Origin of the sequence: Synechococcus sp. H55.8, assembly GCF_047462375.1 — a bacterium.
GTDB lineage: Bacteria > Cyanobacteriota > Cyanobacteriia > Thermostichales > Thermostichaceae > Thermostichus.
On sequence record NZ_JANSJC010000009.1, the window covers coordinates 1 to 14,684 of the forward strand.

The 14,684-nt window shown below is 60.8% G+C and carries 10 protein-coding genes; 4 read left to right on the forward strand and 6 right to left on the reverse strand.

Going from position 1 to position 14,684, the window contains the following annotated elements; translation table 11 throughout:
- Positions 1–139 precede the first annotated feature (139 nt).
- On the reverse strand, positions 140–448 hold the full coding sequence (locus tag NW862_RS05450) for a gas vesicle protein GvpV (RefSeq protein ID WP_414332885.1): 309 nt from the start codon (positions 446–448) through the stop codon (positions 140–142).
- Positions 449–549: 101 nt separating this feature from the next.
- Here NW862_RS05450 and NW862_RS05455 point away from each other — a divergent pair, with 101 nt between their 5' ends.
- Positions 550–1,044, forward strand: coding sequence for a pentapeptide repeat-containing protein (locus NW862_RS05455; RefSeq protein ID WP_414332887.1), 495 nt, complete (start codon positions 550–552; stop codon positions 1,042–1,044).
- Here NW862_RS05455 and NW862_RS05460 read toward each other — a convergent pair.
- Positions 1,041–1,349: a hypothetical protein gene (locus tag NW862_RS05460; RefSeq protein ID WP_414332889.1), complete on the reverse strand. Its 309-nt coding sequence runs from the start codon at positions 1,347–1,349 to the stop codon at positions 1,041–1,043. The genes NW862_RS05455 and NW862_RS05460 overlap by 4 nt on opposite strands.
- 181 nt (positions 1,350–1,530) lie before the next feature.
- On the opposite strand from NW862_RS05460, the gene NW862_RS05465 reads away from it, so the two are divergent.
- From NW862_RS05465 to tenA, 3 genes are all read left to right on the forward strand, one after another.
- The gene (locus tag NW862_RS05465; protein ID WP_414332891.1) at positions 1,531–2,262 is read left to right on the forward strand and encodes an aldehyde oxygenase (deformylating); all 732 of its coding nucleotides are present in this window, start codon (positions 1,531–1,533) and stop codon (positions 2,260–2,262) included.
- A gap of 137 nt (positions 2,263–2,399) precedes the next feature.
- Positions 2,400–3,425: a long-chain acyl-[acyl-carrier-protein] reductase gene (locus NW862_RS05470; protein ID WP_414332893.1), complete on the forward strand. Its 1,026-nt coding sequence runs from the start codon at positions 2,400–2,402 to the stop codon at positions 3,423–3,425.
- 63 nt (positions 3,426–3,488) lie between these two features.
- On the forward strand, positions 3,489–4,148 hold the full coding sequence (gene tenA, locus NW862_RS05475) for a thiaminase II (protein ID WP_414338261.1): 660 nt from the start codon (positions 3,489–3,491) through the stop codon (positions 4,146–4,148).
- Between the two features lie 170 nt (positions 4,149–4,318).
- On the opposite strand, the gene NW862_RS05480 is transcribed toward tenA, so the two are convergent.
- From NW862_RS05480 to rpoB, 4 genes are all read right to left on the reverse strand, one after another.
- Entirely contained in the window at positions 4,319–5,044 is a 726-nt protein-coding gene (locus NW862_RS05480; RefSeq protein WP_414332897.1) for a uracil-DNA glycosylase, read from the reverse strand.
- Positions 5,028–8,921, reverse strand: a complete 3,894-nt coding sequence (locus NW862_RS05485) for a DNA-directed RNA polymerase subunit beta' (protein WP_414332899.1) — start codon at positions 8,919–8,921, stop codon at positions 5,028–5,030. The genes NW862_RS05480 and NW862_RS05485 overlap by 17 nt, the downstream gene beginning before the upstream one ends.
- A 98-nt stretch (positions 8,922–9,019) precedes the next feature.
- Positions 9,020–10,903 carry a DNA-directed RNA polymerase subunit gamma gene (locus tag NW862_RS05490; protein ID WP_414332901.1) on the reverse strand — a complete coding sequence of 628 codons (1,884 nt, stop codon included), beginning with the start codon at positions 10,901–10,903 and terminating at the stop codon, positions 9,020–9,022.
- A gap of 97 nt (positions 10,904–11,000) precedes the next feature.
- Positions 11,001–14,396: a DNA-directed RNA polymerase subunit beta gene (gene rpoB / locus NW862_RS05495; protein WP_414332903.1), complete on the reverse strand. Its 3,396-nt coding sequence runs from the start codon at positions 14,394–14,396 to the stop codon at positions 11,001–11,003.
- Positions 14,397–14,684 lie beyond the last annotated feature (288 nt).

Consider the following 14,684-nt stretch of genomic DNA (forward strand, 5'->3'; position numbering starts at 1 on the left):
GCTTGAGAATAGCTGTTAACCAGCCTGAATTCTAGAGTCGGCTGGAGACGAGCAGCAAATAGTTAAGCTAGCTACAAAATCTCTGACTTGTTGCTTTGGCTCTCTGAGAATGGAGCGATGTGATTTAAGTGGGGATCCCTCAATACTCGAAGGTCATGGGTGGGAAGCGGCAAGGACGGGATCTGAGCTTGGCCGGTTCAGAGGCGGGGGCAGGATCCCGAAAAGCTTCTGCCTGCTGCTGGAGGTGTTGCATGGCCTGCTCGATTTCCTGGAGCCGGGACTGAATTTGCCCTTGCCGCTCTTGGATAGACTCCAGCTCCTGGTTGAGGCGCTGCTTTTCCACGGTGAGCTGCTGCATTTCGGCATAGAGGGCGGATTCGGTTTGGCGGCGCGGGATCGAGCGCAGCTTGGGGCGGGGGCGAGTTCGGGGCACACGGGGCAAGCTCATCAGTGGGGATCCCAGAAAACGGCTTGCGCCCATCGTAGCCTGCTCTTGGCGGCCCTTCCATTCCTGGGTAGGATCCAATTCGTCTGGCGTGGAAAACGGCGATGGTAGAAACTGGGGCAGAGCTGCTGCAACGCTACGGCAGCGGCGAGCGCGACTTCAGCAACAGCCAACTAACCGGGGCTGACCTGGCCGGGGCCGACCTGGCCGGGATCGATTTGGGGGGGGCTATTCTCCGGCAGGCCAAGCTGGCCTCTGCCAATCTGGAGCGGGCCTACTTGAGCGGTGCCGACCTCAGCCAAGCCGATCTGCAGGGATCCAACCTGCGCCTGGCCAATCTAGAAAAGGCCAAGTTGCAGGGATCCCGACTGCAGGGAGCCAACTTGCGTGGAGCCAACCTGGCCGAAGCGGACTTGAGCGGTGCCGATCTCAGCCAAGCGGACTTGGCGGGGGCCAATCTCACCGGAACCAACTTAAAGGGATCCCTTCTTGCCCAGTGCAAACTCAAGCTGGCCAACCTGCGCGGGGCCTGCTACGACAGCACCACCCAAATAGAAGCAGATGTCGCCCCGGCAGAGCTGGGCATGGTGCAAGCCTAGAGTTCCGGCTCCAGATCGAGGATCTCCTGGATCTCAGAATGGGTATAGCCCACCGCCCGCAACTTCTCCGAGACCGTCTCAATCTCTTCTGAAGACAGATCCTGTTGCCGTACTCGATCCCAGAGATTGGCCACAATCTGCAGCAGCAAACGGCTGCTTTCCGCCTCGAACAGCTCAAAAGCCGTCGCCAGCTCGATCGCCTGCAACACCTCCTCGGCGCTGCCAATCGGTTGATCGAGGGACTGTTCCTCCAACTCCACCAGCAACTGCCGCAGTTGGTTCAGGCCATCCCCAAGAGCAGACATACAGCAGGCTCCCCAACGGCACCTGAGCACTCACGCTAGCAGACCCCTATCCTGAATCAGAAGGGATCCCACCCATTCTGCAGCAGCTACGGCTATCCTGTTAGAAGAGCGATGCCGTTGCTGGACATCCGCAACCAACAATCCACAACAGCCAAACCACAGCGAGAGGAGATGCATGAGTATGGCCCCGGCGAACGTCCTGCCCAATCCCCCCCAGCCCTTGGCTAGCGAGGGTGGCACCACCCTGGACTACGGCAGCGCGGTTTATCGGCAGGCCTACTCCCGCATCAATGGCATTGTCATCGAAGGGGAACAAGAAGCCCACGACAACTACCTCAAGCTGGCCGAACTGCTGCCGGAAGCAGCAGAAGAGCTGCGCAAGCTGGCCAAAATGGAATTGCGGCACATGAAAGGCTTCCAATCCTGCGGCAAAAACCTGCAAATAGAGCCGGATAGGGAGTTTGCCCGCGCTTTCTTCGCCCCTTTGCGCAACAATTTCCAAAGCGCCGCGGCGGCAGGGGATCTGGTCTCCTGTTTTGTCATTCAGTCTTTGATCATCGAGTGCTTTGCCATTGCCGCCTACAACATCTACATCCCGGTTGCCGATGAGTTTGCCCGCAAGATCACCGAGGGAGTGGTCAAAGACGAGTATTTGCACCTGAACTTTGGCGAGCGCTGGCTGGGCGAACACTTTGCCGAGGTCAAAGCTCAGATCGAAGCGGCCAATGCCCAGAACCTGCCCCTGGTCTGGCAGATGCTGCAGCAGGTAGACGAGGATGTGGAAGCCATCTATATGGATCGCGAGGCCATCGTCGAGGACTTTATGATTGCCTATGGCGAGGCGCTGGCCAACATCGGCTTCAGCACCCGCGAGGTGATGCGCCTCTCGGCCCAGGGTTTGCGGGCAGCGTGACCCAACCCGGTATCCATCCTCTGCTGCTGGACTGGAGTTTCAGCCCGGCTGTCGGGGATCCCTACCTCTCCCGCGTATGGACGTGTTTTGATGGGATCCTGATGCGATCCATTAGTCATGCAAGCGAGTAAACCTCTATGTTCGGCCTGATCGGGCACTTGACCAGCTTGGCTCATGCGAAGCGGGTGGCAGACAAGCTGGGCTATTCCGAATATGCGGAGAGCGACTTAGAGTTCTGGTGCATGGCTCCCCCGCAGGTGGTGGACGAGATTACGGTAACCAGCATTACCGGCCAAAAGATTTATGGGCAGTACGTCGAATCCTGTTTCTTGCCGGAAATGTTGGCGGGGGGACGGGTGAAGGCGGCCTGTCGGAAAGTTTTGAACGCGATGGCTCTGGCCCAGCGGCGCGGCCTGAACATCACCGCTCTGGGGGGGTTTAGCAGCATTATTTTCGAGAATTTCCGCCTTGACAGTCTCAGGCGAGTCCGCAACATCGACTTGGAGATCCAACGCTTTACCACCGGCAACACCCACACCGCCTACATCATCTGTCAGCAGCTACAGTTGGCGGCCCAGCGCTACGCCATGGACTTGGCAGCCGCTACGGTTGCGGTGGTGGGGGCGACCGGAGATATCGGCAGCGCCATCTGTCGGTGGTTGATAGCCCACACCCACCTGGGCAAATTGTTGCTCATCGCCCGGGAGCGGCGGCGCCTAGAAGAGTTGCAGGCCAAGCTCAAGCAGGGGGAGATCTGTTCGCTGGAAGAGGCCCTGCCGCGCGCCGACTTTATCGTTTGGGTGGCCAGCATGAGCCAAGGCATGACCCTCGATCCGCAGGTGTTGCCGGATCCCTGCGTGATCATTGACGGCGGCTACCCGAAAAACATTGCCTCTAACTTGCAACGCAAGGGACTTTACGTCATTGACGGGGGGATGGTGGAGCACTCTTTGGATATTGAATGGAACATCATGCAGTTTTTGAATGTGGCCAACCCGGCCCGTCAGCTCTTTGCCTGCTTCGCCGAGTCGATGCTGCTGGAGTTTGAGGGCCTGTACACCAATTTCAGTTGGGGCCGCAACTTGATCACCCTGGAAAAACTGGATTTAATCGGGCAACTGTCTCGCAAGCATGGCTTCCGCCCCCTCATGCCGGAAGCCTAGCTCCAGCTAGGCCGACCCTCTGAAAAGCGGTAGAAAAATAGACAACGCTGCGAGAGAGCCACCATGTCCCAATCCTTTACCACCCACCTCTGGCAGACGATCGAGCCTATCTACCAACAGATCTTGGATCACCCCTTTAACCGTGAGTTGGCGGCAGGCAGCCTCTCGCGGCAGCGCTTCCAGTTTTATTTGCAGCAAGATGCTCTTTATCTCACCGATTTTGCCCGCGCCCTCGCCTTGATCGGGGCTCGTTCTGAAGGGGCTGAGCGGGTGGTGAGTTTCTTGAACTTTGCCCTGGGGGCCATTGTGGCCGAACGCAGCCTGCACGAGAGTTACTTTCGCCTCTACGACATCCAGCCGGAGACAACCTACGCTCCTGCCTGCTTCGCCTACACCCGTTTTCTATTGGCTGCGGCTGCCTTGGATCCCTACGAGGTGGCCATGGCCGCCGTGCTGCCCTGTTTTTGGATCTATCGCGAGGTGGGATCCGCCATCTACCGCACCGCCCAGCCCAACAATCCTTACCAACAATGGATCGACACCTACGCGGGGGAAGAATTTGCCCAGGTGGTGCAACAGGCCCTCGACCTCACCGACTCCTTGGCTGCGCAGACCACAGCGGCGATGCGGGAAAAGATGACCGCCGCCTTCGTAGCCGCCTCCCGCCTGGAATGGCTGTTTTGGGACAGCGCCTACCGCCTGGAAACCTGGCAGCCGGCTTGATCCCTGCCGGGCCCGGCGGCTCAGCAAGGTAGTCGCTGCCATTGCAATATGAAACAGCTCCTCCGCCGATCTCCAGCTCCCCTCTCCCCTTGGGGCAGAGGGGTTGGGGGTGAGGGGCGGCAACGACTCCAGCCTTTGGCCAAACGTCCGGCCACTGCAGAATCTTCGGCTCAAAACTCGATCAGGGGGGTGGATGGCGGAGATGGGGACAACAACTGCTGCGCCCGCTCAAAGACGGCGTCCAGCATCGCCTCTGTCAACCGCTTGGTGGCCGTGTTGCGGCGGCTGGGGTGGTAAGACGTCAGCAAATAGCGACCCTCTCCCAAAGGAATGACGCAGTTGTGGCCAAAGCGGGGGCGGGGCCTGAGAGGCGGCAAGAGCGCCAAGGTGTAGCGAAAGGCAAAATGGCCCAACGCCAAGATCACCCGCACCTGGGTCAACAGCTCCAGCTCTTGTCTCAGATAGCCCAGGCAAGCTTCGGCTTCTGCGGCGGTGGGACGGTTCTGCGGCGGCGCACAGCGCACCACGGCTGAGATGTAGCAATCCCGCAATTGCAGGCCATCCTCCCGGTGGATTGAGGTGGGTTGATTGGCAAACCCGGCCCGGTACAGGGCGCGAAATAGCCAATCCCCGCTGGGATCCCCAGTAAACACCCGGCCTGTGCGGTTGCCCCCATGGGCGGCTGGCGCCAAGCCGATCACCCACAGCCGCGCCTGCACATCCCCAAACCCCGGCACCGGTCGGCCCCAGTAGAGTTGGTCGCAAAAACGGGCCACCTTTTGCTGGGCAACCCCTTCTCGCCAAGCCACCAGGCGGGGACAGCGACGGCAACGGACGATTTCAGCTTGCAAAGTGGCCCAATCCGAGAGCTCCAGCGCCTCACTCCTCTTCCTCATCCTCCTCCAGCTCGTCAAAAGCAGGGGTGGAGTCGTCGATGAGCTGGTCGTCTTCCAAGATCAAACGGGGCGGCAGCTCCGGCAGCACGACAGGCTCCTCCTCTTCCTCCGGCTCCGGTTCTGGCGCCATCTCCTCGTAGGTGCTGAAGCCGGTGCCCGCGGGGATCAAACGCCCGATGATCACGTTCTCCTTCAGCCCCCGCAGCCAGTCCGACTTGCCCTCGATGGCCGCCTCCGTCAGCACCCGCGTGGTCTCCTGGAAGCTAGCCGCCGAGATGAAGCTGTCGGTGTTTAAGCTGGCCTTGGTGATCCCCAGCAAGACGGGCGTGTACTTGGCCGGCGCTCCCCCGGTAAAGGCCATGTTGGCATTGGTTTGCTGGATTTCCCGCAGCTCCACCAGCTCGCCCGGCAACAGGATGGTATCGCCGCCGTCATCCACCCGCACCTTCGAGGTCATCTGGCGCACCACGATCTCGATGTGTTTGTCGGCAATCTCCACCCCTTGCGAGCGGTAGACATTCTGCACTTCGTTCACGAAAAAGCGCTGCACCTCCCGCAAAGCCAACTGCGCTGCTTGGTCATCTCCCAAGGTTTGGCGATGGTACTCGTAGTAGATCTCCAAGAGGTCGTGGGGATTGGCGGGGCCATCGGTAAGGGGATCCCCTGCTTGCACCGGTTGGCCATCGACCACGATCAGATTTTGCCCCGGCATCACCGAATACTCGGTAACCGTGCCATCGGCTTCGATGACCCGCAGATCCGGCTCTTCTCCTCGCCAGCTCAGTTGCACCGTGCCGGGCCGCCTGGCCAAAACGCACATTTCCTTGGGCTTGCGGGCCTCCAGCAGCTCCTCGATCCGCGGCAGACCTTGAATGATATCCCCCGTCTTGGCCCGCTCAAACACCAGGAGGGCCAAAGAATCCCCCCGCTGCACCAGATCCCCATCCCGCACCTGCAAAATGGCGCCCGCCGACACCAAGTAGGGCCGTGCCGCCCGCAACACCACTTGGCCATCGGTTACCTGCATCACTTGCCCCGACTCGGGAGCAGGGATCCCCGGAGCCAGCTCGTCTCTGGCCCGCACCAGCGCTCCCACCTCGACGCTGGCCGGGCCCGCCAGGGGCACCGTCAGCAGGTCGTCGTCAGTAACCACCAGAACCCGCCGCACCACTTCTGCGCCCTGGCGGATCCCTTGCACGATCCCGGCTTTTTTGGCCTGAATCTCGGTGCGGGCGATCACATCTCCTCTGGCGATGTTGTCTCCCTCGCTCACCAACAGCCGCGTGTGGGTACTCCCCTGCGTCAGATCTGCTTCCACATCGCGGCGCAGCAGCAGGGTTTCCAGAATGACCAGTTGCAGGCGGCGGATACTGGGATCCTTCTCATCTTGGATCAGCTCAATATCGGCCTTCAGTTGCGGGGCGTCGGTATCGATCTCCAGCACCAGTTGCGTGCGCAGGAGCTCCACCGGCCCCACCGACTTCACGCGCTCTCCATCTTTGAAGGGAACCCGCTGCACCGCCCGCAGGCGAATGGAGCGGCCGGACTCGCTGGTGGACTCCTGGCTGGGCACCGAGGGCCGGTCGGGGATTTCGTACTCCTGCACCGGGCGCAGCAGCAAGCCTGGGCCTTCGGGGGTTTCCACATGCTCCAGATAGACCAGTTGGTCGGGAACGATGCTGCTGAGCACCTGTTGCCCTGGCTGGATGAGGGTGCCGCTTTTCACCTCCAAATCGGCGGGGTTGTCCACCAGATGCAGGGATCCCGGCTTGATGACGATCTCCCGCAAAATGTCGTTTTTCTGGATGACCTCGACAACGCCGGCATTTTGGCAGAAGATGTCCTTCACCACCTCGGTGCCGGCTTCTACGTACTGGCCATCCTCCACGTTCAATAGGGAGATGTCTTTGTTCACCTCATGGGTCTCTTCCGGGATCCACAGCAGGGTGCCACCCTGGATGACTTCGTAACCTTGCTTGGCCTTGCCACGCCGTGCCACCTCAATGCCGGCAAACTTCACCAAGCCCCCCGTCTGGCTGCGGAAGTGGTTGTCGATCAGCTCTGCCACCACTTCGTCGTTGCCCACTTTGGTGCCCGGCGTGGCCTTGAGCACGAAGGTCTGGCCGCTGGCGGTATCCAGCAAAAATTGCTCCCGGCCCTGGTGGGATTCCACCCGCACCCGCGCCTCGTGCAGCACCACAGAAGCGTTGATGATCTCCACCTCGCGCCCACTTTTGGTGTCGCTGCGCTCCGGCAGCCGCACAATGCCGCCGTGCTCCGTCACCAGCGAGGTTTCGGCGATTACATCCCCCGCCTGCACCCGATCCCCGTTTTTCACCACCGGCTCGGCCCCCGGCGGGAGATTGTACACCTGGCCAGACATCACCCAGATCAACCCCTGCCGCTGGGCGGTGTAGGTGGTGTTCCCCTGGCGGTCGGTCTTCTCCTCGATGGGCAGATCGGCAAAGCGAATTTCGCCGGCCAGGTCGGCCACCACCTCTTTCTGGGCTTTTTCGGTGCTCTTGCGGCTGGCCTTGGCCAGCGACACCTCCGCAATTAACTGATCCCGCTGCACCTGGGTTCCGTCCCGCACCAGCAGGGTGGATCCCTGGGTCATGTCGAAGACTTCCCGCTGGCCGTCTGGGCCTTCCAAGACGATTTGGTTGTTCACCTCCACCTGGAGAGCGTCATCGCCGTGGCGGGTGCGGAAGGGGCGGGTGCGCAGGTTTTTCGGGAACCGCACCACGCCGGCAAAGGGGGCGCGAATTTGGCGGGCCACCTCCCCGGTGAACACACCCCCCGTGTGGAAGGTGCGCATGGTCAACTGGGTGCCCGGCTCCCCAATCGATTGGGCGGCGATGATCCCGACGGCCTCTCCCAAATCCACCAGGCGGGAGTGGGCCAGGCTCCAGCCATAGCACATGCGGCACACGGAGCGGTTAGCCTCACAGGTGAGGGGAGAACGCACCATCACCTGCCGGATGCCGGCCTCCACGATGGTTTTGGCCAGGTCGTGATCCACCTCTTGGTTGCGACGGGCAATGATCTCCTGGGTTTGCGGATGCACCACATCCCGCGCCAGCACCCGGCCCACCAGGCGCTCCTCCAAGGACACCACCACTTTGTCCCCGTCCATCAGGTATTCCAGGAGAATGCCCTGCTCGGTGCCGCAGTCGGATTCGCGCACGATCACATCCTGAGAGACGTCCACCAAACGGCGGGTCAGGTAGCCGGAGTCGGCGGTGCGCAGGGCTGTATCCACCAACCCCTTGCGGGCCCCATAGGAGGAGATGATGTACTCGGTAACCGTCAGGCCCTCGCGGAAATTGGTTTTAATCGGCAAGTCGATGATCTCCCCCTGCGGGTTGGCCATCAGGCCGCGCATGCCCACCAACTGCCGCACCTGCGAGACGTTCCCCCTCGCTCCCGAGTTGGCCATCATGTACACGGAGTTGAGGGGATCGTTTTGGCGGAAGTTGCTGAGCATCTCCTCCTTGATCTGGTCGTTGGTCTGGTTCCAGGTGTCGATCACCTTTTGGTAGCGCTCCACCTCTGTGATTTCTCCACGGGTGTAGCGCTCCGTAGCTGCCTCGATCTCCGCTTCCGCCTGGGCCAACAACTGCCGCTTGCTGGGCGGGACGCGCAGATCCTCGACGCTGATGGAGACGGCGGCCTGGGTGGCGTATTTGAAGCCCAGGGTCTTGAGGGCATCCGCCATCTGAGCGGTGCGGGCGGTGCCGTAGCGGGCAAACGACCACGCGATCAGATTGCGCAGCTCTTTTTTGCCGATTTGATAGTTGCGAAAGGGCACAGGGGGCAGAGGGGCCTCGGCGTTGTTACGCGACAGGCCGGCGGAAAGGCGTCCTTTTTCACTCATGATGCCTCGCTGATATTTTCAGCAGATTCTCGACAACGGCTGGGTGAGGGGATCCCGACAATCCATCCTTCAAAGAAGAGGACAGCTCGGGAGTGGGTCTAGGCAGACAAAATATCTTGCACCGCCTTGTTAAAAATGATCCGACCTGCCGTGGTGCGCATGTACTGGCTGATCACGTTGCCGTCTTGATCCTCACGGATGCGACGGTAGTTGGTGATCTTGAGGCGGGTGCCGCCCGCTTCTTCGATAATCTGGGGCTCGGACTCTTTTTCGCCCTTGCCCAGCTCCATCGGGCCGTTGTAGCGCACCCAGATTTTGCTGTGCAGGCCGATGACACCGCGGTCGTAGGCGATGAGAGCATCCTCGAGGCTGGCAAAGTAGCGATCTTCAACCGCGGGCGCGTGGGGGTTATCTGCGGTCAGGTAGTAACATCCCAACACCATATCTTGGCTGGGGGTGATGATGGGAGCGCCGGTGGCCGGGGAGAGGATGTTGTTGGTGGCCAACATCAGCAAGCGTGCCTCCGCCTGGGCTTCCAACGACAGGGGCACATGCACCGCCATCTGGTCGCCGTCGAAGTCGGCATTGAAAGCCGGGCAGACCAAGGGGTGGAGCTGAATCGCCCTCCCTTCCACCAGGATCGGCTCAAAAGCTTGGATCCCCAGACGGTGCAATGTCGGGGCGCGGTTGAGCAAGACGGGGTGGCCGTCGATCACCTCCTCTAGCACATCCCAAACCTGCGGGTCGTTGCTCAGGATCAGCTTTTTGGCGGCTTTGATGTTGTTGACGATGTTCCGCTTGATCAACTTGTGAATGACGAACGGCTGGAACAGCTCGATGGCCATCTCTTTGGGCAGCCCACACTGGTGCATGCGCAGGTTGGGCCCCACCACGATTACCGAACGCCCGGAGTAGTCCACCCGTTTGCCCAACAGATTTTGCCGGAAGCGCCCCTGTTTGCCCTCGATGATGTCCGATAGGGACTTGAGGGGACGGTTGTTGGCCCCCGCCACCACGCGCCCCCGCCGACCGTTGTCGATCAGCGCGTCCACCGCCTCCTGCAGCATGCGCTTTTCGTTGCGCACAATAATCTCCGGCGCCATGATCTCCTGCAGCCGGGCCAGGCGGTTGTTGCGGTTGATCACCCGGCGGTAGAGATCGTTGAGGTCGCTGGTGGCAAAGCGGCCCCCATCTAACTGAACCATCGGGCGCAGATCGGGCGGGATCACCGGCAGCACCCGCAATACCATCCACTCCGGACGGGATCCGGTGGCGATAAAGTTATCGATCACCCGCAGCCGCTTGATCAGGCGCGCCCGCTTCTGGCCGCGAGCACCGGCGATGTCCTCCCGCAACTGCTCCGCCTCTTTTTCCAGGTCGATATCCTTGAGCAGGCGTTCGATGGCCTCTGCCCCGATCATGGCCCAGTTCTCCGGCAGTTGCAGCTCCGAGCCCTCCTCGTACATCTGATCCTCGATCTCGAGGTATTGATCCTCGGTCAGCAACTGCTTGTAGGAAAGATTGGGGGCGTTGCCGGGATCCACCACCACGTAGGCGTTGAAGTAGACCACTTGCTCCACATCCCGCAGCGGCATATCCAACAGCGTGGCGATGTGGCTGGGGATCCCTTTCAAATACCAGACATGGGTGACGGGGGCAGCCAACTTGATGTAACCCATGCGGTGACGGCGCACCCGCGACTCGGTCACCTCCACCCCACAGCGCTCGCAGACGATCCCCCGATGCCGCACGCGCTTGTACTTGCCGCAGTGGCACTCCCAGTCTTTGGCCGGCCCAAAGATGCGCTCGCAAAAAAGACCATCCATCTCCGGCTTGAGGGTGCGATAGTTGATGGTCTCCGGCTTGGTGACTTCCCCCACCACTTGGCCGTTGGGCAGGGTGCGCTGGCCCCACTCCATGATCCGCTCTGGAGAAGCCAAGCCGATTTTGACATAGTCAAAGCGTTGCTCTGTTTTGGCCATCGCCGTTGTTCTCCTGACTTGTTGCCCTGCTACCTAAACCCAAGGGAGAGGTAAACACCACCCTCCTTCACAGGTCGAATGGGATCCCGATCGACAATCAAAACTCCTCTTCCTCTTCTCCGTCCTCATCTTGGCTGCGGCTGGCGAAGGTAAAGGCCGCCCCAGGCGATAGGGAAAGATCCTCAGGCGTAACCGACTCATACGTGGGTCGAGAGGGAGTGTGACGGTTGGAAGTATCGGCCATCAGATCCACCTCCACATTGCGGGTTTGGCCCTCGTTGTCCGTCTCCACCTTGTGGACCGAAACATCCAGACAGAGGGACTGCAGCTCCCGTACCAGCACCTTGAAGGACTCCGGCGTGCCAGGCCGAGGGATGGGCTTGCCCTTGACGATGGCGTTGAGAGCCTCGTTGCGACCCACCATGTCGTCGGACTTGACGGTGAGCAGCTCCTGCAAGATGTAGGCCGCCCCAAACGCTTCTAGAGCCCACACCTCCATCTCGCCAAAGCGCTGGCCACCCTGCTGCGCCTTGCCCCCCAAAGGTTGCTGGGTCACCAAAGAGTAGGGGCCGGTGGAGCGGGCGTGGATCTTGTCGTCCACCAAATGCACCAGCTTCAACATGTAGGCGCGGCCCACCGTAACGGGCTGGTCGAAAAGCTCCCCGGTGCGACCGTCAAACACCTGGATCTTGCCGCAGTACTTACCTTCTGGGTTGAAGATCCAATCTTTGCCGGTCTTTTCTCGGGCCTCCCGCAACTTGGCCTCCACCGTCAAACGCGAGGCCTCCAAACCATGCATCTCGTCGAAGGGCATCAACTTGAAGCGCACTCCCAAATGTTCTGCTGCCCAACCCAGGAGGCACTCATACACTTGGCCCACATTCATGCGGGAGGGAACCCCCAAGGGGTTGAGCACCACGTCCACCGGTGTGCCATCCGCCAGGTAGGGCATGTCCTCGATCGGCAAGATGCGGGAGATGATGCCCTTGTTGCCGTGGCGGCCCGCGATCTTGTCCCCCACTTGAATTTTGCGCTTGAGGGCGATGTAAACCCGCACCACCATGTTGGCGCCCGGAGGCAGCTCGTCCCCCTGCTCACGGGTGAAGATGCGCACATCCACCACCCGACCGCGCTCGCCGTTGGGCACACGCAGGGAATTGTCCCGCACGTCGCGGGCTTTTTCCCCGAAGATGGCCCGCAAGAGTCGCTCCTCTGGTGGCTGATCCGACTCCCCTTTGGGAGTGACTTTGCCCACCAAAATATCGCCGGCCTCCACCCAGGCCCCAATGCGCACAATGCCGTTTTCGTCTAGGTCGCGCAGGGCATCTTCCCCCACGTTGGGGATCTCGCGGGTGATCTCTTCAGGGCCTAGCTTGGTTTGCCGGGCCTCGATCTCGTGCTTCTCGATGTGAACCGAGGTGAAGACGTCGTCGTAGACCAGCCGCTCGCTGATCAAGATGGCGTCTTCGTAGTTGTAGCCCTCCCAGGGCATGTAGGCCACCAGCACGTTTTGACCCAAAGCCAGCTCGCCCCCCTCGGTAGCCGGACCGTCCGCCAGCACCTGCCCGGCTACCACCCGATCCCCCGCGTAGACAAGAGGACGTTGGTTGAGGCAGGTATCTTGGTTGGAGCGCTGGTACTTCTGCAGACGATAGACGATGGGATCCCCGCCATCTTCGGGCCGCACCACAATTTCATCGGCAGAAACGTAGGTCACCACGCCGTGGGTGCGCGACACCACCACCATGCCGGAGTCCCGCGCCGCCTGGGCTTCCAAACCCGTGCCCACATAAGGCCGATCCGGCTTCAGCAGAGGCACCGCCTGCCGCTGCATGTTCGCCCCCATGAGGGCGCGGTTGGCGTCGTCATGCTCCAGAAAGGGAATCAAGGAGGTGGCCACCGAGATCACTTGCACCGGCGCCACCTGCACATAGTGCACTTCCGTGGGGTGGGCGGTGGTGAACTCTTGACGGTAGCGCACCGGCACCAAGTCGGCGGTAATGCGGCCTTCGGCATCCACCGGCACATCCCCCGGCGCCACGCGATACTCGTCCTCCTCGTCGGCGGTGAGGTAGACCATGCCCAGGTCTTTGCGCACCACGCCGTTTTCGACACGGTAGTAGGGGCTTTCGATGAAGCCGTACTGGTTGACGCGGGCGTGGGTGGCCAGGGATCCAATCAGCCCGGCGTTGGGGCCTTCGGGAGTTTCGATGGGGCAGATGCGTCCGTAGTGGCTGGGGTGGATGTCCCGCACGGCAAAGCCAGCCCGTTCCCGACTCAGGCCGCCCGGTCCCAGAGCCGACAGCCGCCGCTTGTGGGTCAGCTCCGCCAGCGGGTTGGTCTGATCCATGAACTGGGAGAGCTGGCTGGAGCCGAAAAACTCCTTGATGGCCGCTACCAAGGGCTTGGGGTTGACCAAAGAGGCCGGGGTGAGGTTTTCCGACTCCGAAACTGTCATGCGTTCGCGGATGATCCGCTCCAGGCGATTCAGACCCACCCGCACCTGGTTTTGCAAGAGCTCGCCCACCGAGCGCACACGGCGGTTGCCCAGGTGGTCGATGTCGTCCACATGGCCGATGTCGTACTCCAAGTTAATCAGGTAGTCGATGACGGCCAAGATGTCCGGGACGGTGAGCACCCGCACGTTTTCCGCCACGTTGAGATTGAGCTTTTTGTTGAGCTTGTAACGCCCTACCCGGCCCAGGTCGTAGCGCTTGGGATCGAAGAAGCGGGACTCCAGCAACTGCTGGCCGCCGGAGACGGTGGGAGGCTCGCCGGGCCGCAACTTGCGGTACAGCTCCATCAGGGCCTCTTCTTCGCTGTAGTGCCCCTCTTTTTCCATGGTTTTTTGGAAAAATTCGGGGTGGCGCAGGCTGTCGTAGATCTCCGAGTCGCTCAGGCCCAAGGCTTTCAGCAGCACCGCCGCCGAGAGCTTGCGGGTTTTGTCGATGCGCACCCACACCAGGCCGTTTTTGTCGGTCTCGAACTTCAGCCAGGCGCCCCGGTTGGGGATGAGGCTGGCGCTGTAGGTGCGGCGGCCGTTTTTGTCCAGTTCCGACTTGTAGTAGACGCCGGGGCTGCGCACAATTTGGTTGACGATCACCCGCTCGGCGCCGTTGATGATAAAGGTGCCGCGATCCGTCATCAAGGGCAGTTCGCCGATGAAGACGTCCATGTCCTTGATCTCGCCGGTCTCCTTGTTGATCAGGCGAGTGGGCACCCGGATTTGCGCTTGGTAGGTAGCATCCCGTCGCTTAGCTTCCTCAGGGTCGTAGCGCGGTTTGTTGATCTTGTATCCTTTGGAAGGATCCCCAGGGCGATATTCGGGCAAAAAGTGCAGCTCCAGCTTGCCCGTGTAATCGACGATGGGGGAAAAGCTGAGAAGCTCCTCTTCAAACCCTTCTCGCAAAAACCATAAGAAACTCTCCCGCTGAATCTCTACCAGGTCAGGAAAGGTAGGAGCGGCAGGGGATGGCACTGCTAATTGTGTCATGCGTTGCTCGGGAGGGGTCGCGCTGCAGTCAGGCCTTTCATTATAGAAACCCCACCAACGATCGTCAACGAACGTTACAAGGGCCGAGGGGGCATCCGGAAAGTTTGGGCAATGGCACCTGGATCCCACCCAAGCTGCCAACCTTAGGGCGATCCCCAACTTAAGGATTGTTCACATCCATTCACACTCAGGCAGATTATTCTAATCGTTGACCGTTGGGAAGTCAGCCGCTGCTCCGACTCCGCTTGCCGGTCGTCAACAGGGATCGGAAAAGTGGGGTAGGCCTAG

Excerpts from the sequence above, each read along its gene's own strand:
- NW862_RS05465 (WP_414332891.1), top strand. The coding sequence starts at position 1,531 with ATGGCCCCGGCGAACGTCCTGCCCAATCCCCCCCAGCCCTTGGCTAGC.
- NW862_RS05480 (WP_414332897.1), bottom strand. The coding sequence starts at position 5,044 with ATGAGGAAGAGGAGTGAGGCGCTGGAGCTCTCGGATTGGGCCACTTTG.
- NW862_RS05490 (WP_414332901.1), bottom strand. The coding sequence starts at position 10,903 with ATGGCCAAAACAGAGCAACGCTTTGACTATGTCAAAATCGGCTTGGCT.
- NW862_RS05455 (WP_414332887.1), top strand. The coding sequence starts at position 550 with ATGGTAGAAACTGGGGCAGAGCTGCTGCAACGCTACGGCAGCGGCGAG.
- NW862_RS05460 (WP_414332889.1), bottom strand. The coding sequence starts at position 1,349 with ATGTCTGCTCTTGGGGATGGCCTGAACCAACTGCGGCAGTTGCTGGTG.
- tenA (WP_414338261.1), top strand. The coding sequence starts at position 3,489 with ATGTCCCAATCCTTTACCACCCACCTCTGGCAGACGATCGAGCCTATC.
- NW862_RS05450 (WP_414332885.1), bottom strand. The coding sequence starts at position 448 with ATGAGCTTGCCCCGTGTGCCCCGAACTCGCCCCCGCCCCAAGCTGCGC.
- rpoB (WP_414332903.1), bottom strand. The coding sequence starts at position 14,396 with ATGACACAATTAGCAGTGCCATCCCCTGCCGCTCCTACCTTTCCTGAC.
- NW862_RS05470 (WP_414332893.1), top strand. The coding sequence starts at position 2,400 with ATGTTCGGCCTGATCGGGCACTTGACCAGCTTGGCTCATGCGAAGCGG.
- NW862_RS05485 (WP_414332899.1), bottom strand. The coding sequence starts at position 8,921 with ATGAGTGAAAAAGGACGCCTTTCCGCCGGCCTGTCGCGTAACAACGCC.